Source organism: Paenibacillus sp. P5_B5 (genome assembly GCF_056400365.1).
Map to the genome: position 1 here is coordinate 48,187 of NZ_JBFULK010000020.1, position 25,519 is coordinate 73,705.

25 protein-coding genes, 1 tRNA gene, 1 other RNA gene and 1 pseudogene are annotated in these 25,519 nt (G+C 42.1%); 23 read left to right on the plus strand and 5 right to left on the minus strand.

Annotation, left to right across the window (positions count from 1 at the left end; translation table 11 throughout):
• The first annotated feature begins 48 nt into the window (after positions 1 to 48).
• The 11 genes from hisF to AC1DOK_RS21260 all read left to right on the plus strand — a co-directional run bounded on the left by hisF (position 49) and on the right by AC1DOK_RS21260 (position 10,578).
• Positions 49 to 807, plus strand: a complete 759-nt coding sequence (gene hisF / locus AC1DOK_RS21210) for an imidazole glycerol phosphate synthase subunit HisF (RefSeq protein WP_477556310.1) — start codon at positions 49 to 51, stop codon at positions 805 to 807.
• Entirely contained in the window at positions 804 to 1,460 is a 657-nt protein-coding gene (gene hisIE / locus AC1DOK_RS21215) for a bifunctional phosphoribosyl-AMP cyclohydrolase/phosphoribosyl-ATP diphosphatase HisIE (protein WP_477556311.1), read from the plus strand. The genes hisF and hisIE overlap by 4 nt, the downstream gene beginning before the upstream one ends.
• A 13-nt stretch (positions 1,461 to 1,473) precedes the next feature.
• A complete protein-coding gene (gene hisJ, locus AC1DOK_RS21220; RefSeq protein WP_477556312.1) occupies positions 1,474 to 2,280 on the plus strand; it encodes a histidinol-phosphatase HisJ in 807 nt (268 codons plus the stop codon).
• A gap of 114 nt (positions 2,281 to 2,394) precedes the next feature.
• The gene (locus tag AC1DOK_RS21225) at positions 2,395 to 3,348 is read left to right on the plus strand and encodes a ribose-phosphate diphosphokinase (RefSeq protein ID WP_477556313.1); all 954 of its coding nucleotides are present in this window, start codon (positions 2,395 to 2,397) and stop codon (positions 3,346 to 3,348) included.
• A gap of 74 nt (positions 3,349 to 3,422) precedes the next feature.
• Entirely contained in the window at positions 3,423 to 5,153 is a 1,731-nt protein-coding gene (locus AC1DOK_RS21230; protein ID WP_477556314.1) for a tetratricopeptide repeat protein, read from the plus strand.
• A 21-nt stretch (positions 5,154 to 5,174) separates the two neighbouring features.
• The gene (gene trxB, locus AC1DOK_RS21235; RefSeq protein WP_477556315.1) at positions 5,175 to 6,122 is read left to right on the plus strand and encodes a thioredoxin-disulfide reductase; all 948 of its coding nucleotides are present in this window, start codon (positions 5,175 to 5,177) and stop codon (positions 6,120 to 6,122) included.
• 220 nt (positions 6,123 to 6,342) lie between these two features.
• Entirely contained in the window at positions 6,343 to 7,290 is a 948-nt protein-coding gene (locus AC1DOK_RS21240) for an ROK family glucokinase (RefSeq protein ID WP_477556316.1), read from the plus strand.
• An 18-nt stretch (positions 7,291 to 7,308) separates the two neighbouring features.
• Complete coding sequence (gene rapZ, locus AC1DOK_RS21245; protein ID WP_477556317.1) at positions 7,309 to 8,196, plus strand: RNase adapter RapZ; 888 nt, start codon at positions 7,309 to 7,311, stop codon at positions 8,194 to 8,196.
• Between the two features lie 31 nt (positions 8,197 to 8,227).
• Positions 8,228 to 9,214, plus strand: a complete 987-nt coding sequence (locus AC1DOK_RS21250) for a gluconeogenesis factor YvcK family protein (protein ID WP_477556318.1) — start codon at positions 8,228 to 8,230, stop codon at positions 9,212 to 9,214.
• A gap of 5 nt (positions 9,215 to 9,219) precedes the next feature.
• The gene (gene whiA, locus AC1DOK_RS21255; RefSeq protein WP_477556319.1) at positions 9,220 to 10,152 is read left to right on the plus strand and encodes a DNA-binding protein WhiA; all 933 of its coding nucleotides are present in this window, start codon (positions 9,220 to 9,222) and stop codon (positions 10,150 to 10,152) included.
• 156 nt (positions 10,153 to 10,308) lie between these two features.
• On the plus strand, positions 10,309 to 10,578 hold the full coding sequence (locus AC1DOK_RS21260) for an HPr family phosphocarrier protein (protein ID WP_132418954.1): 270 nt from the start codon (positions 10,309 to 10,311) through the stop codon (positions 10,576 to 10,578).
• 117 nt (positions 10,579 to 10,695) lie between these two features.
• On the opposite strand, the gene AC1DOK_RS21265 is transcribed toward AC1DOK_RS21260, so the two are convergent.
• From AC1DOK_RS21265 to AC1DOK_RS21275, 3 genes are all read right to left on the minus strand, one after another.
• Positions 10,696 to 10,995, minus strand: coding sequence for a TFIIB-type zinc ribbon-containing protein (locus tag AC1DOK_RS21265; protein WP_477556320.1), 300 nt, complete (start codon positions 10,993 to 10,995; stop codon positions 10,696 to 10,698).
• Positions 10,996 to 11,177: 182 nt separating this feature from the next.
• Positions 11,178 to 11,762: an ATP-dependent Clp endopeptidase proteolytic subunit ClpP gene (gene clpP, locus AC1DOK_RS21270; RefSeq protein WP_477556321.1), complete on the minus strand. Its 585-nt coding sequence runs from the start codon at positions 11,760 to 11,762 to the stop codon at positions 11,178 to 11,180.
• Positions 11,763 to 11,939: 177 nt separating this feature from the next.
• Positions 11,940 to 12,014 (minus strand) — tRNA-Arg (locus AC1DOK_RS21275).
• A 202-nt stretch (positions 12,015 to 12,216) separates the two neighbouring features.
• On the opposite strand from AC1DOK_RS21275, the gene AC1DOK_RS21280 reads away from it, so the two are divergent.
• The 11 genes from AC1DOK_RS21280 (at position 12,217) to ssrA (ending at position 24,170) form a co-directional block, all read left to right on the plus strand.
• Entirely contained in the window at positions 12,217 to 13,242 is a 1,026-nt protein-coding gene (locus tag AC1DOK_RS21280; RefSeq protein ID WP_477556322.1) for a sugar-binding transcriptional regulator, read from the plus strand.
• Between the two features lie 88 nt (positions 13,243 to 13,330).
• Positions 13,331 to 14,335: a type I glyceraldehyde-3-phosphate dehydrogenase gene (gap, locus tag AC1DOK_RS21285; protein ID WP_477556323.1), complete on the plus strand. Its 1,005-nt coding sequence runs from the start codon at positions 13,331 to 13,333 to the stop codon at positions 14,333 to 14,335.
• 100 nt (positions 14,336 to 14,435) lie between these two features.
• A complete protein-coding gene (locus AC1DOK_RS21290) occupies positions 14,436 to 15,617 on the plus strand; it encodes a phosphoglycerate kinase (RefSeq protein ID WP_477556324.1) in 1,182 nt (393 codons plus the stop codon).
• Positions 15,618 to 15,633: 16 nt separating this feature from the next.
• Positions 15,634 to 16,389, plus strand: coding sequence for a triose-phosphate isomerase (gene tpiA / locus AC1DOK_RS21295; RefSeq protein WP_477556325.1), 756 nt, complete (start codon positions 15,634 to 15,636; stop codon positions 16,387 to 16,389).
• Positions 16,390 to 17,928 (plus strand): 2,3-bisphosphoglycerate-independent phosphoglycerate mutase, encoded by a 1,539-nt coding sequence (gpmI, locus tag AC1DOK_RS21300; protein WP_477556326.1) that lies wholly within the window; start codon positions 16,390 to 16,392, stop codon positions 17,926 to 17,928. It abuts the gene before it with no gap.
• A gap of 67 nt (positions 17,929 to 17,995) precedes the next feature.
• Positions 17,996 to 19,291, plus strand: a complete 1,296-nt coding sequence (eno, locus tag AC1DOK_RS21305; protein WP_477556327.1) for a phosphopyruvate hydratase — start codon at positions 17,996 to 17,998, stop codon at positions 19,289 to 19,291.
• 135 nt (positions 19,292 to 19,426) lie between these two features.
• Positions 19,427 to 19,666, plus strand: coding sequence for a preprotein translocase subunit SecG (gene secG / locus AC1DOK_RS21310; protein WP_477556328.1), 240 nt, complete (start codon positions 19,427 to 19,429; stop codon positions 19,664 to 19,666).
• A 217-nt stretch (positions 19,667 to 19,883) separates the two neighbouring features.
• Positions 19,884 to 22,955 carry a ribonuclease R gene (rnr, locus tag AC1DOK_RS21315; protein WP_477556335.1) on the plus strand — a complete coding sequence of 1,024 codons (3,072 nt, stop codon included), beginning with the start codon at positions 19,884 to 19,886 and terminating at the stop codon, positions 22,953 to 22,955.
• A gap of 26 nt (positions 22,956 to 22,981) precedes the next feature.
• A complete protein-coding gene (locus tag AC1DOK_RS21320) occupies positions 22,982 to 23,110 on the plus strand; it encodes a hypothetical protein (RefSeq protein ID WP_477556329.1) in 129 nt (42 codons plus the stop codon).
• Positions 23,103 to 23,582 carry an SsrA-binding protein SmpB gene (gene smpB, locus AC1DOK_RS21325; protein ID WP_477556330.1) on the plus strand — a complete coding sequence of 160 codons (480 nt, stop codon included), beginning with the start codon at positions 23,103 to 23,105 and terminating at the stop codon, positions 23,580 to 23,582. Before AC1DOK_RS21320 ends, smpB begins: the two co-directional genes overlap by 8 nt.
• Before the next feature lie 224 nt (positions 23,583 to 23,806).
• Positions 23,807 to 24,170: a transfer-messenger RNA gene (gene ssrA / locus AC1DOK_RS21330) on the plus strand.
• A gap of 50 nt (positions 24,171 to 24,220) precedes the next feature.
• On the opposite strand, the pseudogene AC1DOK_RS21335 reads toward ssrA, so the two are convergent.
• Positions 24,221 to 24,340 (minus strand): annotated as a pseudogene (locus tag AC1DOK_RS21335) (VOC family protein); the annotation flags it as partial.
• Between the two features lie 187 nt (positions 24,341 to 24,527).
• Here AC1DOK_RS21335 and AC1DOK_RS21340 point away from each other — a divergent pair.
• Entirely contained in the window at positions 24,528 to 25,259 is a 732-nt protein-coding gene (locus tag AC1DOK_RS21340) for a hypothetical protein (protein ID WP_477556331.1), read from the plus strand.
• Between the two features lie 151 nt (positions 25,260 to 25,410).
• Here the strand turns inward: AC1DOK_RS21340 and AC1DOK_RS21345 are convergent, their stop codons facing one another.
• Positions 25,411 to 25,518: an IS3 family transposase gene (locus AC1DOK_RS21345; RefSeq protein WP_477554110.1), complete on the minus strand. Its 108-nt coding sequence runs from the start codon at positions 25,516 to 25,518 to the stop codon at positions 25,411 to 25,413.
• Position 25,519: the final 1 nt, after the last annotated feature.

Below are 25,519 nucleotides of genomic sequence, written 5' to 3' on the forward strand. Positions count from 1 at the left end.
TCACGAAATCAGTTCTAATAAATATTCATGAATGAAAGGAGGTCTCCGATGTTAGCCAAACGAATTATTCCTTGTCTTGATGTAAAAGATGGTCGCGTTGTGAAAGGTGTTAATTTCGTTAATCTGCGTGATGCAGGAGATCCAGTTGAGCTCGCTGCAATCTATGATCGTGAAGGTGCGGACGAACTTGTTTTTCTAGATATTTCGGCATCTGTAGAAGGAAGAGCAACGATGATCGAGGTCGTTCGTCAAACAGCAGGTGAAATCACGATCCCTTTTACAGTTGGGGGTGGTATTTCTAGTGTAGACGATATGACAAGACTTCTTCGAGCAGGAGCAGATAAGATTGGAATTAATACAGCCGCAGTCAAGAATCCTCAGCTTGTATCAGATGGAGCTAGAAGATTCGGTTCGCAGTGTATTGTTGTGGCTATTGATGCGAAGTACAACTCTGACTGGAGTGAGTGGGAAGTTTACACACACGGTGGTCGTCAAGCTACAGGTATCAAGGCACTAGAATGGGCTAAGCAATTGCAAGATTTAGGTGCGGGAGAAATTCTATTAACTTCTATGGATGCTGATGGAACGAAGGACGGATTTGATCTACCCTTAACTCGGACAGTATCACAGTTAGTGTCGATTCCTGTTATTGCTTCTGGTGGAGCGGGCAAGAAAAATGATTTTTATGATGTGTTTACAGAGGGTCATGCAGACGCAGGACTGGCTGCTACGATTTTTCATTATAAAGAGATGACGATTGCGGAAGTTAAAGATGATCTTCGCAGCAAAGGAGTGGAAGTACGATGACAACATTAGATTTGAGTGTGATTCAGTTTGACGAGAGCGGGCTTGTACCGGCAATCGTACAGGATGCCACATCCAAAGACGTGCTAATGCTAGCTTATATGAACATAGAATCGCTTCAAGTTACAATAAAAACGAAGCAAACATGGTTCTGGAGCCGCTCACGAAAGGAACTTTGGAACAAAGGTGCAACATCAGGAAATGTACAGCATGTGACGGATATTCGTTATGATTGCGATGCAGACACATTGCTTGTATTCGTAAATCCACAAGGACCAGCTTGTCATAATGGTACTTATACTTGTTTTAATACATCGATTATTAGTGAACAGAACGATATGGTTAATACGCAATCTGAACGCTTTGCTATCCTATCCAATCTAGAAACAGTCATTGCTTCTAGGGACTTGGAACGCCCTGTAAACTCATACACCACGTATTTGTTTGAGAAGGGAATCGACAAAATTCTTAAGAAAATTGGAGAAGAAGCATCCGAAGTCATTATCGCAGCCAAAAATAGTGACAAGGATGAGCTCAGATATGAAGCAAGCGATTTGATTTTCCACTTATTAGTGCTCTTAAGAGAACAAAAGCTTTCACTAGATGATTTATTGGCAGAGCTTGAACGTCGTCATCTTAATTCTAGAAAAGGCTAGGTGTAACTGAGCTATGTTAATTGATTATCATACGCATCATGCACGTTGCGGACATGCATCTGGTGATTTAGAGGATTATGTGAAACGTGGTATTGAACTCGGGTTAGTACAGCTTGGTGTGTCGGATCACTTGCCACTCATTCATGTAGATCCAGCAACTTATTTGCCAGGTATGGCAATGTCGATGGATGAATTACCTAGATATGTGGAAGAAGCTCTAACTTTGAAAGAGAAATACAAAAGCCAAATCGATTTGCGTGTTGGTTTAGAAGCTGATTATATCGAAGGATATGAAGAGCAAATTGCAGCGATTATTGATCGATACCCATGGGATTATGTGATTGGCTCTGTGCATTTTCTTGGAACATGGGACGTATCCGATCACCGTCAATTGGATGGTTGGAATGGACGCGAAGTTGACGATGTCTTCAGACAATATTATGATGCAGTTCAGAAGGCAGCACGATCACAGTTATATGACTTTCTCGGACACATTGACATGATTAAACGTTTTGGTTACATGCCAAAATGCGATATGACGATGCTAGAGAGGGAAACACTTGATATTATTAAAGCGAGCGATATGGTGATTGAATTGAATGCTTCTGGTTTACGTCATAAAGCTAGGCATATGTATCCTTGTCAATCTATGATAGAATATGCATGTGAAATTGGAATTCCCATTACGATTGGTTCAGATGCTCATCAGCCAGAAAGACTTGCTGAGAACCTTGATTTGGCCCTTCTAGAGTTGAAAAAAGTAGGATATTCTCATATTTCCACTTTTTGTTCAAGAAATAGAGAGTTAATATCTTTTTAATTTCGACTAATTTCATGTATAATGGAAAAATAGGTAACAATAATCGACAGCCTGATCGAATAACTTCCCGGAAGGGAGGTTATTCGTGCGGAATTTATCCCTCGGAGGTTATCCATGCTCTCATCAGATCAAGTTAAAATTTTCTCAGGTTCATCTAATCCATTACTTACGCAACAGATTTGTAAAGAACTAGGCTTACCGCAAGGCAAAATTAAGCTATCCAAATTCAAAAGTGGCGAAAGCTATTGCTGTTACCAAGAAAGCGTACGTAACTGTGACGTATACTTGGTTCAGACGTTCTCTCATCCCATCAACGATCATATGATGGAACTGTTAATTATGATGGATGCTGCCAAAAGAGCATCTGCAAGAACGATAACCCTCGTAATTCCTTATTACGGCTATTCACGACAAGAAAGAAAAGCTGCACCACGTGAACCAATCTCAGCTAAATTAGTTGCAGATTTATTCAGAGCTGCCGGTGCACAGCGTCTAATTACAATTGATTTACATGCGCCAGCGATTCAAGGATTCTTTAATATCCCAGTTGATCATCTGACTGCACTTGATGTAATTAGTGATTACATGATGAAGAAGAATATCATTAATCCAATTATCGTTTCTCCAGATGCAGGTCGTGCAACGACTGCTGAGAAGATGGCGAATATCCTTAATGCTCCGTTTGCAATCATGATCAAAAAACGTCCCGAACATAATCAATCGGTTATTACACACGTCATTGGGGATGTCAAAGATCGTACTCCAATCATTATTGAAGACATGATTGACACGGGTTCAACTATTGTCAATGTTGTTGAAGGGCTTAAAGAAAGAGGAGCGCATGACTCGTTTGTTTGTGCAACGCATCCAGTATTCTCAGGTCCAGCACTTGAGCGACTTGACCATCCGAATATTCAAGAAGTTGTTATCACAGATTCTATAGCTATTCCTAGTGATCATCCTGCGCGCTTTAAGGTTCTATCGGTCGCTCCTCTACTTAGCAGTGCGATCAATATTATCGAAACCGGCGGATCGATTTCGTCTCTATTTAAACACGGCGGAGTGTAGATTGAGTCATTTGGTGTACTAGATGGTCTATGCTATACTTAGCAAAACTTATGTTTGCCTAGGAGGTGCCTTATATGGAGAAAAAGCGAGTTTCCGCGAGTCCACAATCTAATGTAATTCCAATTCGCATAGATGCTTCGTTCTTTTTCGAGAGAGCTGTCCAATCCTTGGACCGTTACCACTATGATAAGGCATTAAAGTATTTTCGCCGGGCTATCGATCTCGAGAAAGAAAATCCGGTGAATTACTGTAATCTAGCTGGTGTATTATCTGAGATGGGGCAGTTTGAACAATCCAATCTGGTCCTCCAAGAAGTTATTGAAGATGTAGATCCTTCAATGATTGAGTGCTATTACTATATGGCGAACAATTACGCTAATATGGAAAGTTTTGAATTGGCGGAGGAAGCTCTTGTACACTATTTAGAGAATGACCCTAAGGGGGTTTTTCTAGAAGAGTCCGAAGAGATGATGGACTATTTATCTTTCGAATTACAACGTCCGACGCAAATTACACAAATCAAAGCCAGAGAGGGCTTGTTAGAACACGATACAGCTCGCGTTCTGCTAGAAGAGGGTAAATTTACGGAAGCGACAAGAACACTTGAAGCAATTGTAGAAGAACATCCTGATTTTATGGCAGCTCGCAATAATCTGGCTTTAGCTTATTACTATACAGGGCAGTTCGATAAATCTGTATCTACGATTCACGATGTTCTAGAGATTGAGCCGGGTAATTTGCATGCACTTTGCAATTTGGCGATTTTTTATCAGCATCTAGGCCGTGAATCTGAGGTACAAGAGTTAATTGACATGTTACGCAAAACGTATCCAATTCAACTCGATCATATGTTCAAAATGGCTACCACAATGGGAATCTTAGGTGAACATGCCGGTGCTTATCAATTGTTTAAGCGTCTCCTTAAACTAGGTGAAGATGGATCAGATCCTAGCCTATATCACTATACGGCTGTTGCTGCATGTAGTTTAGGGCGATTTACAGAAGCTAGACGGTTATGGAAGCAAGTAGAAAGAATAGACCCTGGATCAGAGGTTGCCTCTTTCTATTTGCGTCATTTGGATGAAATTGATGAAGGTGTGCCAGTTGGAAAGCTACATTATCATTATCACTTACCGTTCGAGGAACAATTTCGTGCCCTTACTAGATCCGAAGAAGGAATACCGGATGGGCTGAAAGAAGATCCACTCGTACGGTCGTCTTTTTTCTGGGCTTTACGTCATGGGGATTATCAAACGAAGCTTCATGTCATTCAAGCGTTCGGAGCAATTGGCGATAACGAAGTGAAAGAAGCTCTCACTGATTTTATTCTTGAAGCTGATGAAGATGATTACCTAAAGCGTGCTGCTTTATTTGTCCTTCGTAGCATGGGTGTAAGTGAGCCGCTTAAAGCACATCTGGACGGAGAAATCCGTGTCATCAAAGATGCGTCGCTCGGACTCAATTTACCAACATGGGAAGTCAAATGGCAAGCTGTTATCGAGATGGCATTTCGCCATATGCATAAACGGTATGATCTTATTGAACAGCATGATTTAGAAACGCTTTGGGTAGAATTTCTAACACGAGTATATCCGGAGGTTCCTCGAATTACCAAGGTGGAAGGGTGGTCCGCCGCGCTTGAGTATTTAATCGCCAAAATACATCGTCGTCCTATATCTTACCAAGAAGTTGCAACACGTTATCAAGCTTCTGTATCAACAATTAGTAAGAATGTCAAACTAATTGATGAGGTTTGTGGTTTGAAGGAAAAGATGGATTCGAAGCTTCTGAATATCAAGCAGTAATATTTAGAGAGGGATGAGCATATGTACAAAACGATTGTGGTCGGAACTGGCCCTGCTGGTTTAACAGCAGCTATTTACCTGGCACGTGCGAATATGAATCCATTAGTTATTGAAGGGCCTGAACCAGGCGGACAGCTGACAACCACAACAGAGGTTGAGAATTTCCCTGGCTTCCCTGATGGGATTATGGGTCCTGAGTTAATGGCTAATATGCGTAAACAGGCCGAAAAATTCGGTGCTGAGTTCAAAACAGGGTTTGTTTCACAAGTTGATCTTAGTAAACGTCCATTCAAACTGCAAGTTGATGGTCTAGGTGAACTTGAAACACAATCGCTCATTATTTCTACAGGTGCTTCTGCCAAATACCTCGGAATTGACGGTGAACGTGAGAATGTAGGCCGCGGTGTAAGCACATGTGCAACATGTGATGGATTTTTCTTCCGTGGGAAGAAAATCATCGTAGTCGGTGGTGGAGATTCTGCCATGGAAGAAGCCAACTTTCTAACAAGGTTTGCCTCAGAGGTAAGGCTTGTGCATCGCCGGAGTGAACTTCGGGCATCCAAAATCATGCAGGATCGTGCACGTGAGAATCCCAAAATTGTTTGGAGTCTGGATAATACGCCAGTTGAAGTACAGTCTGACGGTATGAAAGTAACAGCTCTTAAAGTCCTTAACAATGAATCTGGTTTGGAAGAAGAATTTGACACGGATGGCATATTCATAGCGATCGGTCATAAGCCGAATACAGACTTCTTGGGCGGACAAATTACGATCGATGAAATAGGCTATATCGTTGTTAAGCCAGGATCCACTGAAACGAATGTTCCTGGTGTGTTCGCTTGTGGCGATGTTCAGGATACTAAATATCGACAAGCAATTACAGCGGCAGGCAGCGGATGTATGGCAGCTCTAGATTGCGAGAAATTTCTTGAAGGAAGTGCAGTGACTGACTGGAGTCAATCGCTGTAACAATCGAATGCCGAAAACGGTAAGGACGTGGTTGCGGCTTATGCATCCACGTTTTCTGCTGAGTGATACTCAAAGGAAAACGCTTGAGCTGAGAACATGTTGAAACCGTTTCTTCTTGTTTCTTGACCATCTGAACTTGGTTCGCGTATAGTTCTAAATAAATGCGTATGTTTAATGAAGATAGCTTTCTTATAGAAAGTTTTTGAGAGGATGAATGGGTATGACAGAACAGATCTATGTTGGTGTCGATCTTGGCGGGACTACAATTAAGGTAGGAATATGCGATAGTAATGGTAATTTGTTGCACAAATATGAAGGGCCTACGGGAGTAGAGTTTGGTCCAGATCATGTTGTTGACAAAATTGCTGAATATACACGTGCTACAGTTGCTGAAACTACGTTCTCATGGGATCAGGTTGTTGGTGTTGGAGCAGGTATAGCGGGCTTTCTGGACATTGCTAAAGGTGTTATCGTATCCTCTGGGAATCTTAATTTACGTGATATCCCGATCAAGCAGCGCTTACAAGAAATGCTTGATAAACCCGTTAAAATTGATAATGATGCGAATGTAGCCGCACTTGGTGAAGCTTGGAGTGGCGCAGGTAAAGGCTTCTCAGATGTTGTATGCTATACATTAGGCACAGGTGTTGGCGGCGGAATTATTGAGAATGGCAAGCTGCTTCACGGCTTTAAGGGTATGGCTGGAGAGATTGGTCATCTATGCGTTGTTCCTGATATTGAAGCGATTCAATGCACATGTGGTCGTGTAGGCTGCCTTGAATCAGTATCCTCTGCAACAGGTATCGTACGTATGGCGATGAATGCCGTTGAACGTGGTGAATTCACTTCGCTAAGCTTACTTGATAAAATTGAAGCGAAGGATGTTTTTGAAGCTGCTAGAGGCAAGGATGAGGTAGCTGAGCGCATCGTTAATCGTGCAGCTTATTATTTGGGAAGATCAATGGCGACTTTGGCAGTGATCACGAATCCGCAAAAATTTATTATTGGTGGCGGTGTGTCACGTGCAGGAGAAATTCTGTTTGAGCCTATTCGTCAAGCATTTGATAAATATACGCCTGAACCAGTTAAAGAAGGCGTGGATATTGTTGCAGCAACGCTCGGTAATGATGCTGGTATCGTTGGTGCAGCATGTCTGAATCTGCAGTAATTAAGGGAGAGGGAAAGTATGGACAATACGAGCGCTATTGCTAAGCTCGTTATTATCACCGGCATGTCAGGAGCGGGCAAAACGATTGCAGTTCAATCATTTGAGGATCTTGGTTTCTTCTGTGTCGATAATCTACCTCCAATCCTAATTCCCAAATTTGCTGAGTTAATTGAACAATCTCAAGGCAAAATTGGGAAAGTAGCACTTGTAATTGATCTAAGGGGTAGAGAATTCTTTACCTCTTTACATGAATCACTTCGTACACTTAAGGATCATCACACAATTACTTATGAAATTCTATTTCTCGATGCGACGGATGCTTCTCTTGTACAACGGTACAAAGAAACACGTAGACGACATCCATTAGCACAAGGTGGCCTACCTCTTGAAGGTATCTACGCAGAACGTAAGTTACTAGAAGAGCTAAAGGGTCTGTCCACGCAGGTTATTGATACGTCATCACTCAAGCCCGCGCAGCTCAAAGAACAGATATCTTCTAGATTCACCAATCTTGAGCCTAATTGCATATCTATAAATGTAATTTCATTTGGGTTTAAGTATGGGATTCCGATTGATGCTGATCTGATTTTTGATGTGCGCTTTTTACCTAATCCGCATTATATTGATACACTTAGACCCAAAACCGGTCAGGATCAGGACGTTTATGATTATGTGATGAAGTGGTATGAAACGCAGGAATTTTTAACTAAATTACTCGATTTGCTCCAATTCCTTGTTCCGCAGTATCAAAAAGAGGGCAAGAGCCAAATTGTTATAGGAATTGGTTGTACGGGTGGTAAACACCGTTCGGTCGCGATTGCAGAGTATATCGGCAATATGATGGATAATTCCGAGACGGAATCTGTCAGGGTCAGCCATCGGGATGCAGAAAGGGATCGTCAATAGCTAAGCTGAGAAAGTTTATAGGGGTGAGGCTTTGTCAAGCAATCTCGTACTCAAAAGCAATCCGAAAATCGTTGTAATCGGCGGAGGAACTGGACTATCGGTTATGTTGCGAGGTCTTAAGAATAAACCGCTTGATATTACAGCGATTGTGACTGTTGCAGATGATGGAGGAAGTTCAGGAATTCTTCGATCTGAGCTTGGAATGCCGCCTCCAGGCGATATTCGTAATGTTCTAACCTCCATGGCGGATGTAGAACCCTTGTTAGCCTTAATGCTTCAGTATCGTTTCCCTGAAGGTACAGGGCTAGCTGGTCATTCACTTGGTAATCTAATTCTAGCTGCAATGAAAGATATTACTGGAGATTTTGTTACGGGTATCAGAGAAATGAGCCGTGTATTCGCGGTAAGAGGCAGTGTTCTTCCTGTTTCCAGTCAAGTAATAACGCTCAATGCAGAAATGGAAGATGGAACGATTGTAGTAGGGGAGTCGAAGATTCCCTTAAATGGTGGTCGAATTGAACGTCTGTTCATTGAGCCTGCTAATGTTAAGCCTCTACCTGAAGCTATTCAGGCTATCCGTGAGGCAGATGCGATTCTATGTGGTCCTGGCTCGCTATATACGAGTATACTCCCGAATTTATTAGTTAAAGGGGTAGCTGACGAAATTATTAAATCTAATGCTGTCAAAATGTTTATTTGTAACGTTATGACGCAGCCAGGTGAAACGGATAATTATTCTGTCAGCGATCATTTAGCAGCTATTCATCAGCATGTAGGTAATCAATTATTCGATTATATTATTGTAAATGATGGAGAAATTCCACCTCAAGTTCAGGATAGATACGCAGAGAAGGGTGCCAAAGCCGTTCATTTAGATCTTGAAGAGGTGAAAAAACGAGGCTATCAGGTAATAGCGGATACACTTGTTTTGTTCCGAACCTATTTACGTCATGATGCCGATAAATTAAGTGATCACATCTATCAAATTGTGGAGAACTGGATGTTAAGGAAGAGGTGAATGAAATGTCTTTTGCAGCACAGACCAAGAAGGAATTAACTCTTATTGAGAGTGAAGCCTGTTGTGAAAAGGCGGAGTTATCCGCTCTTATAAGAATGAACGGCTCTGTGCAGTTCAGCAATGGGCGTGTGATCCTGGATATTCTGACCGAGAATGCTGCAATTGCCAGAAGAATCTACTCTCTTCTCAAAAAAACATATGGACTTCATACCGAGTTACTTGTTCGGAAGAAAATGAGACTCAAAAAGAATAATGTTTACATTGTTCGCGTTCCGGTTGGTGTTCAAGAGCTACTGAAGGATTTATGTATCGTATCGGAAGGATTTATTTTTACAACTGATATTGATAAAGCGATCATTCCATCTTCATGCTGTAAACGCGCCTATTTACGAGGTGCTTTTCTAGCTGGTGGATCGGTTAATAATCCAGAAGGCTCGTCCTATCATCTTGAGATTGCCTCTATTTATGAGGAGCATTGCCAAGCACTGTGTAAACTTGCGAATCGATTTGATCTTAATGCTCGGTTCATTGAGCGCAAGAAGGGTTTTGTTCTCTATATCAAAGAGGGCGAGAAAATAATCGAATTTCTATCCATCATAGGTGCACATCAAGCGCTGCTGCGATTTGAGGATGTACGTATTATGAAGGATATGCGTAATTCGGTTAATCGTATTGTTAATTGTGAAACAGCAAATTTAAATAAAACAATCGGTGCAGCTGTTCGTCAAATTGAAAACATTCGTCTATTGCAAAAAGAGATTGGTTTGGAGAACTTGCCTGATAAACTGCGAGAAGTAGCTGTAATGCGACTTAAGAATCCAGATATTAACCTCAAAGAAGTAGGCGATTTGTTAAAAGGCGGCGTCAGCAAGTCTGGCGTGAATCATAGGTTACGTAAAATTGATGAACTTGCCGAAAAAATAAGAAGTACAAAATAGGAGTTAGATATATTATTCTAGTTTATTTTGGTGGCAAGTGGTATAATACTATTAACTATGTATAACTTTTTTGGTGTCATCTGTTTTAAAGTCAGTTGATTTTACGTGCAGTATTATGTAAGATTTGTATACAGAAAAAAAGGGGGAATTGGTTGGATGTCAAGACGCCCAGTAATAGTGAAACTGAAAACCGGTTTACATGCAAGACCGGCAGCTCTTTTCGTACAAGAAGCCAATAAATTTTCATCAGAAATTTTCGTTGAGAAGGATGAAAAGAAGGTTAACGCTAAGAGCATTATGGGAATCATGAGTTTAGCAATTTCCACTGGAACTGAAGTTTATATTTCTGCAGAAGGATCTGATTCAGATCAAGCAGTGGATGCATTGATCTCCTTAGTTAGTAAAGAGGAATTAGACAATCAATAATGTGAACGCATTCATTGATTGTCAGTTCCACAATAAAACAACGTGTCATCCTTTTGAAATTCACAAGGATGACACGTTGCTTTATGTTTAATGTTTTATTATGGTTAAAAACTTCTCTCAATCAAATAAATCTCCGAATACATCTAATACATTACGTTTCTTCTTGTGATGACCTTGTCCCTGCTTGTAATGCTTATCGTAGTGGTCATCATCATCATGATCACGACGAGGTTGACGATTGCGTTCGTCGTTATTCCAGTTGTCCAATTGAGGTCTTAATTCACGAATTCCAGCCATTAGTTTATCTAACTCTCCACGATCCAGCCATACCCCTTTACATTCCGGGCAAATGTCAATTAAAACATCATCTTTCATAACTTCACGCATTCTTACATTATGGCATACCGGGCAATTCATGATTACAATCTCCTCCTTAGGTCCATCTAATATATAGATACGTTGAGGGACAATGGAGGTTTCAAGTCTAGATATTAGGTCTATACAATGTCATACCAGATCTATTTATGGTAATGAGGGTATAACAAAGGGACAATTTCTTAGCCATACGATGACTAAGGAATTGTCCCTTCCATGTAATACTATACTTTTTCAATAACCTTATCGATCAATCCATATGCTTGTGCTTCCGCTGCAGACATAAAGTAGTCACGGTCTGTATCACGATCAACACGGTCGAGCGGCTGTCCAGTACGTTCGGACAGAATGCGATTTAAATTCTCACGCATTTTGATAATACGGTTCGCACGAATTTGGATATCAGATGCTTGACCTTCGACACCACCTAGTGGCTGATGAATCATAACCTCTGAGTTCGGTAACGCGTAACGTTTACCAATCGCGCCTGCTGCAAGTAGGAAAGCGCCCATCGAAGCAGCCATACCTACACAGATTGTGGATACATCTGATTTAATAAACTGCATGGTGTCGTATATCGCCATTCCGGCAGTAATTGAACCACCAGGTGAGTTGATGTAAATAGAAATATCCTTGCCTGGATCTTGAGCATCTAGGAATAACAGCTGAGCAATGATTGAATTGGCTACTTGATCATTTACTTGAGAACCAAGAAAAATAATACGGTCTTTAAGTAAACGGGAATAGATATCGTATGCGCGTTCACCTCTCGCGTCTTGTTCAACAACCATAGGAACTAAAAGGCTCATATGTTTAACCTCCTTGAGTTAATCAATTATATTATAGCTACTAGCTTTAATATATCCATATCATACCTGAAATTAACATTAAGGTCAATAAAGGTCAAACAATAGTTTAGATGTAGGTTGTAACAGAAAAAAGCTCCCTGATCTAGGGAGCTTCTAACATGATAACTAATATATAATTGGCGCGCCCACGAGGAATTGAACCTCGATCTCAGGCTCCGGAGGCCTACGTCATATCCTTTGGACCATGGGCGCATATTAAAGCTGTTTATAACAGCAAAGGTTATTATATGATATTGGAGCATGAAAATCAATGTTTATTTAAGGCTATACAACACTTGCAATATATTGCTTCTTACGAATAAATGAGTTATAATGAATTTGTTGCTGGTGGGACTTAAAATGTACTGTTGGGACATTTAATGACCAATCAAGCGTGGGAGAGATTAAACGAATAATGAAACGAATTCTTGAAATACAGAAACAATTGATGCCTGATTTGCTCGATGTTATGAAAAAAAGGTACACCGTGCTGCATCATATTATGATTTCAGGTGTAATCGGCAGAAGGACGCTCGCTGGCTCGCTTGATATTACAGAACGTGTTCTTCGCGGTGAGGTTGAATTTCTTAAATCACAGGGACTTCTAGAAATTGAGACGAGTGGGATGCGGATTACACCCGCAGGTCAATTACTGCTTGATCAAATGGAGCCTATCATTAAAGAAGTGTTCGAGCTGACTGATTTAGAATCACAAATCCGTACTACCTTCGGTTTATCACAGGTCATCATCGTTCCAGGGGATTCAGACAGTTCGTTTTTTACCAAAAAGGAACTTGGACGTACAGGCGCCTCAATCCTACGCAAGAATGTTACCAATGGAGATGTCATAGCAGTTACAGGTGGCTCGACGATGGCAGAGATCGCCCATCATCTCAGCAGCTCCGCACCACTTAAGGAAGCTTGGTTCGTGCCAGCTCGGGGTGGACTTGGAGAAAGCGTTGAAATGCAAGCCAACACCGTGGCTTCCCAAATGGCTCGCAAAATTGGTGGTAAATACAGACTGCTTCATGTACCTGATGATCTTGGTGAGGAAGCGTATCAGTCGCTGCTTCTTGAACCAAGTGTAAAGGAAATTGTTAGTGTTGTTCGCAACTGTCGCATTGTGGTTCATGGAATCGGTGATGCTATGGTTATGGCTAAGAGACGGAAAGTTGGAGACACTATAATTGGAGGTCTGCAACAAGCCGGAGCTTTGGCGGAAGCATTCGGATATTATTTTGACACTGAAGGTACAGTTGTACATAAAATGCCAACACTGGGGCTTCAACTTGAGGATATTGAGCAAACTGAACTCGTAATTGGTGTTGCTGGTGGCAAAAGTAAAGGCAAAGCAATTGCCGCAGTACTAAGATTTGGCCATGAGGATATACTTGTGACTGACGAAGCGGCAGCTCGCGAAATTATTAAATATGCACCGTAGCTTGATGACTTACGAGATTTGTAGTTATCTCGACGTGCTTTCGGGCTCGTCTTGAAATATATATATTATTCTTAGGAGGTACCATACTATGACTAAAGTTGGTATTAATGGTTTTGGACGTATTGGCCGTAACGTATTCCGCGCAGCACTTAACAATCCAGATGTTGAGATCGTAGCAATTAACGACCTAACAGACGTAAAAACGCTCGCTCACCTTTTGAAATATGACACTACGCATGGCGTTCTTGACGCTACTGTAGTAGCTGGCGAAGGCGAAATTAAAGTTAACGGTAAATCCGTTAAAGTATTTGCTGAGCGTAACCCTGCTGATCTTGCTTGGTCAGACTATGGTGTAGAAGTAGTAGTTGAATCCACTGGTATTTTCACAGCTAAAGAAAAAGCAGAAGCACACATCAAAGGCAGCGTTAAGAAAGTTATTATTTCCGCTCCTGCAACTAACGAAGATATCACAATCGTTATGGGTGTTAACGAAGAGAAATACGATGCTGCTAACCACAACGTAATCTCCAACGCTTCATGCACTACAAACTGCCTAGCTCCATTTGCAAAAGTAATCAATGACAAATTCGGTATCGTTAAAGGTATGATGACAACTGTTCACTCCTACACAAATGACCAAAGCGTTCTTGACTTACCGCACAAAGACCTTCGTCGTGCTCGTGCAGCTGCTGAGAACATCATTCCTTCAACTACAGGTGCTGCAAAAGCAGTTGCTCTTGTATTACCTGAACTTAAAGGTAAATTGAACGGTATGGCTATGCGTGTTCCTACTCCAAACGTTTCCGTAACTGATTTGGTTGTAGAGCTTAGCCAAAACATTACAGTTGAAGAAGTTAACAGCGCTTTGAAAGAAGCAGCTAATGGCAGACTTAAAGGCATCATGAACTACAGCGAAGAGCCACTTGTATCTTCCGACTACAACAGTGACCCAGCTTCATCCACAATCGACAGCTTGTGCACAATGGTTGTTGGCGACAACATGTTGAAAGTAGTTTCATGGTATGACAACGAGTGGGGTTACTCCAACCGTGTAGTTGACCTTGTATCTTACATCGCTAAAAAAGGTCTGTAATTAACAGCCCTTCTATACATGTGTCATTTAATTAAAGAGGAGAAGTGATTCTCCTCTTTATTTCTGATAAAGAACGACAAAACTTTGGGGAGGCTTTCCTATGAACAAGAAGAGTGTACGCGACGTTGAAGTTTCCGGCAAAAAAGTGTTTGTGCGTGTAGATTTTAACGTGCCGATGGAAAATGGACAAATTACCGATGATACCCGCATTCGCGAAACGTTACCGACAATTAAATATTTGGTGGAGCGTGGAGCAAAAGTGATTTTGGCTTCTCACCTTGGTCGTCCAAAAGGTAAGTTCGTTGAGGAAATGCGTTTAACACAGGCTGGGGTTCGCTTATCTGAGTTACTTGGTAAACCAGTAGCTAAAGCTGATGAAGCAATTGGCGATGCGGTAAAAGCACAAGTGGCAGCGATGAATGATGGCGATGTCTTGTTGCTTGAAAATGTTCGTTTCTATGAAGGTGAAGAAACGAACAATGCAGAACTTGCAAAATCATTTGCTGAACTTGCAGACCTGTACATAAATGACGCTTTCGGTGCTGCACATCGTGCACACGCTTCAACTGAAGGTATTGCGCATCATTTGCCAGCTGTATCAGGACTATTGATGGAAAAAGAGCTTAATGTACTTGGTAAAGCACTTCTTAATCCAGAACGTCCTTTCACAGCTATCATTGGTGGCTCCAAAGTTAAAGACAAAATCGATGTTATTAATAAAATGTTGGAAATCGCTGATAATGTTATTATTGGTGGTGGACTAGCTTATACATTCATCAAAGCACAAGGCCATGAGATCGGTAAATCACTAGTAGATAACGAGAAGCTTGATCTTGCGCTAAGCTTTATGGAGAAGGCAAAAGCAAACAATGTAAAATTGCTTCTTCCTGTAGACTTCGTTGTAGCTGATGATTTTAGCAACACAGCAAATATTCAAACCGTTGATGCGACAGCTATTCCTGCTGATTGGGAAGGTCTTGATATTGGACCGAAAACTCGTGAAATTTATGCAGAAGCAATCAAGACTTCCAAGCTAGTTGTATGGAATGGCCCGATGGGTGTATTTGAAATGGAATCATTTGCGAGTGGTACACTTGCTGTTGCAGAAGCTTGCGCGGCAACTGCTGGATACACAGTTATCGGTGGTGGCGATTCAGCAGCTGCGGTTGAGAAATTTGGCTTAGCTAGCAAAATGGATCATATCTCAACTGGTGGCGGAGCATCACTTGAATTTATGGAAGGCAAGGCGCTTCCTGGCGTTGTTGCATTGAACGATAAGTAGAGAGGAAGCGAATATCATGAGTAGAACACCAATTATCGCAGGAAACTGGAAGATGTTTAAGACGGTTTCGGAGGCAGTTGCTTTCGTAAACGAAATTAAAGGCGGAGCTGAAGTAGCTGGTGTGGAGAGTGTTGTATGTGCTCCTTACACGAACTTACCAGCATTAATGGAGGCTGTTAAAGGTACATCCATTAAAGTAGGTGCACAGAATATGCACTGGGAAGAGAATGGCGCATTCACTGGAGAAATCTCTGGCGTAATGCTACAAGATCTTGGCGTACATTATGTGATTATCGGACATTCCGAGCGTCGTGCTTATTTTGCAGAAACAGATGAAACAGTGAACAAGAAAGTTCACGCTGCATTTAAGTATGGTATGACACCAATCGTCTGTGTTGGAGAGAAGCTTGAAGAACGTGAAGCTGGACAGACGAAAGACGTATGTAAAGTTCAAACTGAAGCAGTGTTTGCTGGTTTAAGTGCAGAGCTTGCGAAGCAAGTAGTTGTTGCATACGAGCCAATCTGGGCGATTGGAACAGGCAAATCATCAACAGCAGAAGACGCACAGGATGTTATCGGATATATCCGTAGCTTAATTGCTTCACTGTACGATTCATCCGTAGCAGATGCAGTTCGTATTCAATACGGCGGATCTGTTAAGCCTGGCAATGTAACTGAATATATGAGTCAACCAGATATCGATGGCGCTCTTGTCGGAGGAGCATCACTTGAAACAGCGTCGTATATCGCGCTTGTTCAGGGGGCGAAGTAAATGGCTGCTCGTAAACCTATTGCGTTAATCATTATGGACGGATTTGGTTTGCGCGACACAGTGCAAGGGAATGCTGTTGCACAAGCAAACAAACCTAATTACGATCGTTATCGCAGCCTGTTCCCTCACACAACGCTAACAGCTTGTGGTGAAGCGGTAGGTTTGCCAGAAGGTCAAATGGGCAACTCTGAGGTAGGACACTTGAACATCGGTGCAGGTCGTATCGTATATCAAGATTTGACTCGGATAACGAAATCAATTCGCGATGGAGAGTTCTTCGAGAATGAGAAGCTCGTAGGAGCTGTTCGCCATGCGAAAGAGAACGGAAAGAAATTACACTTACTCGGACTACTGTCTGACGGTGGTGTTCATGCGCATATCGAGCATGTTTATGCTTTGTTAGAGCTTGCTAAACGTGAGAACTTTAATGATGTTTATGTTCATGCTTTCCTTGATGGCCGTGATGTAGCACCATCTTCAGCTGTGGGATACTTAGGAGCACTACAAGCGAAAATTGCAGAGATTGGCGTAGGACGGATTGCAACTGTTCAAGGTCGTTACTATGCAATGGATCGTGATAAACGCTGGGAGCGTGTAGAGAAATCATACCGCTCCATGGTATATGGTGAAGGACCTCAGCATACAGATCCGATTCAAGCGGTGAAAGCATCGTATGAGGAATCCGTTGTTGATGAGTTCGTTCTACCAACCGTTATCGTAGATAATAACGGTCAGCCTTTAACAGAAGTAGCATCTGGTGATTCAATCATTTTCTTCAACTTCCGTCCTGACCGTGCAATTCAGCTGTCACAGGCGCTAACAAGTCCTGAATTCAGTGGTTTTGAACGTGGGGAGAAAGCACCTAAAGATCTATACTTCGTATGTATGACTACTTATAATGAGTCTGTTAAAGGTTATGTAGCTTTCTCACCAAAAGATATTAAGAACACAATCGGTGATGTTGTATCGCAAAAGGGCTTGAACCAATTGCGTATTGCTGAGACGGAGAAATATCCACATGTAACATTCTTCTTCAATGGTGGACGTGACGAAGAGCTTCCAGGTGAAAAGCGTATTCTTATTCCATCGCCTAAAGTTGCAACCTATGACTTGAAGCCTGAGATGAGCGCATATGAAGTTACAGAAGCAGTTGTGAAGGAAATCGAAGCAGAAGCGCAAGACATGATTATCCTAAACTTTGCAAATCCAGACATGGTCGGACATTCTGGTCTTGTAGAGCCAACCGTTCGTGCAGTTGAAGTTACTGACGAATGTATGGGTAAGGTAGTTGAAGCGATTCTTGCTAAGGGCGGCGTTGTTTGTATTACCGCAGATCACGGTAATGCTGATATTGTACGTGATGAAGAGGATCGTCCATTCACTGCTCATACAACGAACCCTGTTCCGTTCATCGTAACAGATCCAACTGTTAAGCTTCGCGAAGGCGGTATTCTTGCCGACATCGCACCAACTATGTTAAGTTTACTTGAGATTGAACAACCTGCAGAAATGACAGGACGTTCTATTATCGAGAAATAATAAATCATACCAACCATCACAATCTAGAAACGACACCGTTTCAGTAAATCAAAGGAGTGTATTCAAAATGACAATTATTTCAGACGTTTATGCACGCGAAGTGCTTGATTCCCGCGGTAACCCAACTGTTGAGGTAGAAGTATACTTAGAATCCGGCGCAATGGGCCGCGCAATCGTTCCTTCAGGCGCTTCCACAGGCGCTCACGAAGCTGTAGAGCTTCGTGATGGTGACAAAGGTCGTTACCTTGGTAAAGGTGTTGAGAAGGCTGTTAACAACGTGAACGAAATCATCGCACCTGAGCTAATCGGTTTAGACGCTCTTGATCAAGTTGGCGTTGATAGCAAAATGATCGAGCTTGATGGAACTCCTAATAAAGGTAAACTAGGCGCCAACGCAATTCTTGCTGTATCCATGGCAACTGCTCGTGCAGCAGCTGAAGCATTAGACATCCCACTTTATGTATACCTTGGTGGATTCAACGCGAAGCAGCTTCCAGTTCCAATGATGAACATCATCAATGGTGGTGAGCATGCAGACAACAACATCGACGTTCAAGAGTTTATGGTTCTTCCAGTTGGAGCACCAACCTTCAAAGAAGCTCTTCGTACAGGCGCAGAAATTTTCCACAGCTTGAAAGGAGTACTTCAATCTAAAGGTCTTAACACAGCTGTTGGTGACGAAGGTGGATTTGCTCCAAACCTTAGCTCCAATGAAGAAGCAATTACGACAATCATTGAAGCAATCGAAAAAGCTGGCTACAAACCAGGCGTTGACGTATTCCTAGGTATGGACGTTGCTTCCACAGAGTTCTACAAAGATGGCAAATATACACTTGCAGGCGAAGGTAAATCATACACTTCTGCTGAGTATGTTGACCTACTTGCTTCATGGGTTGATAAATATCCAATCATCACGATTGAAGACGGAATGTCTGAAGATGATTGGGACGGTTGGAAATTGCTTACTGAGAAATTGGGCGACAAAGTTCAACTTGTTGGTGATGACTTGTTCGTTACAAACACAGAGCGTCTTTCAACTGGTATCGAAAAAGGAATCGGTAACTCCATCTTGGTTAAAGTTAACCAAATCGGTACGCTTACTGAGACATTTGATGCAATCGAAATGGCTAAACGTGCTGGTTACACAGCTGTTATCTCCCACCGTTCAGGCGAATCCGAAGACAGCACAATTGCTGACATCGCAGTAGCTACTAACGCTGGACAAATTAAAACGGGTGCTCCTTCCCGTACTGACCGTGTTGCGAAATACAACCAATTGCTTCGCATCGAAGACGAATTGGCTTATGTTGCACAATACGCAGGTCGCAAAGCATTCTACAACTTGAAAAACTTTGCTAAGTAATTTAAATAGATAGAGGGGCCTTATTTAGGCCCCTCTTTTTTCCTGAATATGTATAGTTATTGCTACTAGGTAACTTCTATGGTAAAATGATTATTGCTTGTTTCATTTATGTTTAAATAATTATGAGGTGTCGATATGGAACTTTTATGGAAAGTCTTACTTGTAATCGCTTCGGTTGGATTAATTATCGTAGTTTTACTACAAAAAGGTAAAAGTGCAGGACTTGCGGGTGCAATTTCTGGTGGTGCTGAACATTTGTTCGGTAAACAAAAAGCACGCGGATTAGAGTTGTTTTTGCAACGTCTAACAGTAGGGTTGGCAAGTGCATTTTTCATATTGTCTCTTGTCGTAGCTTATTTTGTTAAATCCTCGTAACAAATAAATTTAAGACAGCAGGGGCAACCTATACCTGCTGTTTTTTATTTGTAGATAGAAAGAAAGTATAACAACTTAACCGATAAAATTTTTGAAATTTACCTTAAGAAACGAAAGCCCATATGCAGTTTAATGCGAAAGCTACTGTTGTCTTATAAAGTCGGTGCACCGTTTCTTCTTGAGTAAATAAATGGCAGATGGACAGAAGGTGATGTTAGTGGTAACAGAACAAGATATCCTAATGTTTATGCGTGAGATCGCGTATAGACCGATGACTTACGGAGAGCTTGAGAAGCATTATGGTATTAATAGCGCTGAAGATTTCAAACAATTCTTGAAAATATTAAATGAGCTTGAGAATAAGGGGTATATCCTGCGCACACATAATGATCGATATGGCGTCCCAGAACGGATGAATATGCTAAGGGGCAGACTTCAAGCGCATGCCAAGGGATTTGGCTTCTTGATTCCAGAGGATCGTAATGAGCAGGATGTATATATTAATGCAGCTGATATGAATACAGCGATGAATGGCGACACCATTCTGGTACGTATTACATCCAAAAGTCCTTCCGGTGGTAGAACCGAGGGTGAAGTGGTACAAGTCATTACTAGGGCTAATACACAAATTATCGGGACCTTTCAATCGAATGAGAATTTTGGATTTGTGATTCCGGATGATAAGCGTGTGAATCGAGATATTTTCATTCCCCAGGGGGCTTTCCAAGGGGCTGTTAATGGTCAGAAGGTTGTAGCACGAATTGTGCATTATCCTGAAGGACGAGCAGCTGCAGAGGGTGAAATTGTTGAAGTTCTGGGTCATAAGGATGATCCGGGTGTGGATATCCTCTCGATTATTCGCAAGTATAATTTGCCAGAGGGATTTAGTGATGAAGTAATGGCTGAAGCCGCTTCTGCACCTGAATCCATTAGCGACGAAGAGCTTGTTGGACAAGGTCGCCGTGATTTAAGGGACAAGCGGATCGTTACAATTGATGGTGCAGATGCCAAGGATTTGGATGATGCAGTCAATGTAGAGCATCTACCGAATGGCAATTATGTACTTGGTGTACATATTGCTGATGTCGGCTATTACGTCAAGGAAGGCTCGATGCTCGATCGGGAAGCATACGCGCGTGGTTGTTCCGTTTATTTAGTTGATCGTGTGATCCCGATGCTGCCTCATCGATTATCCAATGGTATCTGCTCTCTGAATCCACATGTGAATCGTCTAACGATGTCATGTGAGATGGAGTTCGATAGCAATGGAACCGTTGTGCGGCATGATATTTTCACCTCGGTAATCAAAACAACGGAACGAATGACTTATAGCGATGTACGCAAAATATTGACTGAGCCTGATGCCAATCCTGACCTCATGGAACGCTATGCTGATCTCGTGGATGATTTCCGCTTGATGGAAGAGCTTGCTATGAAGCTTAGAGATAAGCGGATGCGCCGTGGTGCGATTGATTTTGATTTTCAAGAGTCCAAGGTTATCGTCGATGAGAATAGTAAAGCCGTAGACATTATCAAACGGGATCGCACAATTGCAGAAATGATTATTGAGGAATTCATGCTTGCAGCGAATGAAACGGTAGCGGAGCATTTCTTCTGGCTCAAAGTACCTTTCTTATACCGTGTCCATGAAGATCCTGATCAAGAAAAATTAATGCATTTCTTACAGTTCGTAGCAAATTTCGGTTATGTGGTTAAAGGCGGAGGCAATAAATCAGTTCATCCAAGAGCGTTACAGGATGTATTAGAGGCAATTAAGGGTACGAAGGAAGAAGCGGTTATTTCAACGGTTATGCTTCGTTCCATGAAGCAAGCGCGCTACGAAGCGCAAAGTCTAGGACATTTTGGGCTTTCGGCGGAATTCTATTCCCACTTCACTTCACCTATTCGTCGTTATCCTGACTTAGTGATCCATCGTATGATCCGTGAAGTGCTTGAAAGCGGTGTGCTAAGTGAGAAGCGTAATGAATATATGACCGAGCGCATGAAGGAGATTGCACAGCAATCATCAGAGCGTGAGCGTGTAGCAGTGGATGCAGAGCGTGATACAGAAGCATTGAAGAAAGCTGAGTTCATGCTTGATAAAATTGGGGAAGAGTTCGAAGGGATTATTTCTTCAGTTACAGGCTTCGGTATGTTCGTCGAGCTGTCGAATACAGTTGAAGGCTTAATTCGTCTAAGTGATCTGACGGATGACTATTATAATTACCATGAAATGCACCATACCTTAGTGGGTGAGCGCACTTCCAAAGTTTATCGCATTGGCGATGAAGTGAAGATTCGAGTAGCACGTGTGAACATGGATGACCATACGATAGACTTCGAAATGGTCGATATGAAGCCGCGCAGTGGTGGTAAAGCAAGTGTATTCGATAAGTTCGGTGGAGGCCGTAAAGGGGCACGTGGAGGCGACCAAGGAGGTCGTGACGGTAATCGCGGTGCTAAGGGTGGTCAAGGCGGTAATAGCTTTGGCAAGCCTGGAAAATTCGGCAAAAAAGGAAAGCCAGATAGATTTAGTAAGGATGCTAAATCGGGTCGATCCAATAAGCAGGCTGGATTAATGAGCGGTAACACGAATGAAATTCCAGGATTACTAACTGCTCGGGATGTAAGTACAAGTGAAGGTTCGGGTCGCCGCGGTAAGCATAGAGACAAGGGACGGAGTAGCGATGAAGGGATTATTCTTCAGGCGAATGAACCGATTAGAGACATTGATACTAATTCAGTAACATCTGTTGAAGGTGGTAGAACTCGCGGAGGTAAATCTCGTAAGGGTCGTAAACAAGGAGCGGTTATGTTAGATCCAATTGTAAATGCAACATCGAATAAGCAAGCGGATGCTGACATAAGCGGCATACGTGAGGAGAAATCTCGTGCTCAAGGGCGAGGTAAACGTACGGGTGATGGTGTAAGTGCCCAAGGACGAGCTAGACAAACGAGTGAAGGTGCAACTGCTCAAGGGCGAGGTAAGCGCACGGGTGAAGGTGTAATTGCTCAAGGGCAGCAACGTATACATTCAAGTGAGCATGTAAGCGGCGGAGTTCGTGAGAGTAATTCTCGTGGTAATAAACGAGGTAAATCTACAAGTGAGTCTTCTGTTAGCGCAGGAGTAGAAAATACGCGTGGTGCGAAACGTGGTCATGCTGCCGATTCCACAGTAGCAGGAAATGGTGATCAGCGCCGTCGTGCTGACGCCGATAAGTCCGGCTATGCCGGTGACTGGGCGAGCAAAGTTAACGTGCTCGGCAACAAAGGCAAGCGCCCTCTTTGAGAAGGGCGCTAGGAGTTAGCTTCGCCTTGATTTCTCAAGGCGAAGTTGGTACAATAAGACCACTTGATGTTAAAGTGGTCGGCATGCAAAGGGCGAAGGCGGACACCCTTCGCCCTTTGGTATCTGCTTATGGAAGGAGTCCTACGCATGGTTAAGAAGAACGATGGCAAACTGCTTGCTCAGAATAAGAAAGCATCTCATGATTATTTTATCGAAGACACGTTTGAATGTGGTCTTGTACTAACAGGTACTGAGATTAAGTCACTTCGTCAAGCAAGGTCCAATATTGGTGACGCATTTGCTACTATTCGTAATGGTGAAGCGTTCGTTCATAATATGCATATATCTCCTTTTGACCAAGGTAACCGTAATAATCCAGATGATCCAACAAGAACTCGTAAGCTGCTACTTAAGAAGCTTGAAATTAACAAGTTGATTGGACTCACGAAGCAACAGGGTTACACACTTGTACCGCTTAAAGTATACGTTCGTAACGGCTATGCTAAGCTCTTATTAGGACTCGGGCGTGGTAAGAAGCAATACGATAAACGTGATACAGCAGCTAAACGAGATGCAGATCGTGATATTCAGCGGGCTCTGCGTGAAAAACAGAAAGTCGCTAGATAATAGAGTGATTATATGATCAATCTATGACAGTGGTAACTACCTCCTGCACTTCCAACAACATTGTCGGTAATCATCAGGAGAATATGATATACTAAGTTTGTAATGAGGCGCACATAGTAACAACTAATGCGCATTAATTTAGCATCCAACTCGTTAACCTGAGAAGAGATGCGCCTTTAAGAAACGCATATAACCTTACGAGGATTATGATGTGTTTCAAATACGGGGGCGTTTTTGGATTCGACGGGGATAGTACGAGCATGGGTAGCGGGTAGTGGGGAGCGTCCGCTTCATCAACGCTAAAGCCTATTAAACGGCAAACAAAACAACAACTTCGCTTTCGCAGCTTAATAACCTGTGAGCGAGCTTCTACCTAGCATCGTCCATGTGACTAGATTAGGGGCTAACATATAGTGGAATACGCTGTCTCATCTCCGCCTGCGGTGAGCTGAAGAAGATAATCAGGCTGACCCAAAGAGTAGCTGGTTACAGAGCGACTCTAGGGTGACATCAAATCTGTGACTACACCCGTAGAAGCTTATGTGGCGTGATCTTCGGACAGGGGTTCGACTCCCCTCGCCTCCATTTGAAAAACCCGACCTCGTGAGGTCGGGTTTTTGTGTATGCGATGAAAAATATTATTTGGCATTCTCATCTGGCTGATGAATGCCAAATACATTTCCTTCAGTGTCTATGTAATACCCTTGCCACGCCATTCCTGGCAGTGCATACTTTGGCAATGCGAGCTTGCCCGTCTCCAACAATACCTGTGAGAGTACTGCATGAGGTTCTCTCATCTGTATTTTCTAAAACATATGATGTATTTTTTATCTTAGCATTTCGAAAAAGAAAGCTATCGGTATATGAGTTAAGGCTACAATGATTACTTGGAGAATCCGATATTAATGAGTGAGAATGGATTTCTAATGTAGAGAGGTAGTTGAAATGATAATTTTAGCAGTAACTATAACATTACTAATTTTATTTGTTGGTTCGATATGGTGGTTAGTTTTTTTGAAAATTAAAAAGAGAGGTATTGGAAAACATTCTGTTACAGATGCTCTAATAAGTGGAATAGTTGCAGGTCCAATAGGTATTATATTAACCTTACTTACAGTCTACATACAAATTTCTTACAATGAGAGTAAGGAGATAGAGCAATCAGTTGCGATCCTTTACACTGAAATGACAAGAATATTAGCAGAGTCGAAAACATTTGATTCCACAGCGAAAGCGTTAATTGTGAAATACCAAATAGAAGATGTTAATAGTGAATTTAAATTTAATTTAAATGAAAAATTATTATCTCCTGTGTTGATGACTACACCGTTTGTTCAACTTTCTGAGGATAGATGGCAAGAACATTTAGATAAAATAATCAAAAAAATAACCCCAGAAGAGTATGCTAGGATTCAGAACTTCTTTTTGAGGTATCAATGGTACGATAAAAATAATCCCGTTACTTCAACAACAATGATAGATGAAAATGATCGGCCCGAAGAGGAGGCAGATAAGTATGCGTTAAGAAGATGGTGGTCTATTTATACGAGTCAATATATTGTATATAAAAATAATGGACCCCAATTATGTGGAGATATAATGATAATAAATAAATTATTGCAACTCAGTAAATTGGAACGTAAACCCCATGTAATTGAAGGATATAAATGTCCTTGAGGGAGTTTACCCCGGGTGACATCAAATCTGTGACTACACCCGTAGAAGCTTATGTGGCGTGATCTTCGGACAGGGGTTCGACTCCCCTCGCCTCCATACTGAAAACCCGCTAAATTGGTCATACCCCTGTCAAGTAGACAGATGAAAAAAGCTATGCTGCCAGCGCGCACCGGTATTCGATCGGCGCGCGCTGTTTCAGTTTAGATTGGAACCGCTGGTAATTGTAATAATAAATATAATCTTCTACCGCTTGATGAATC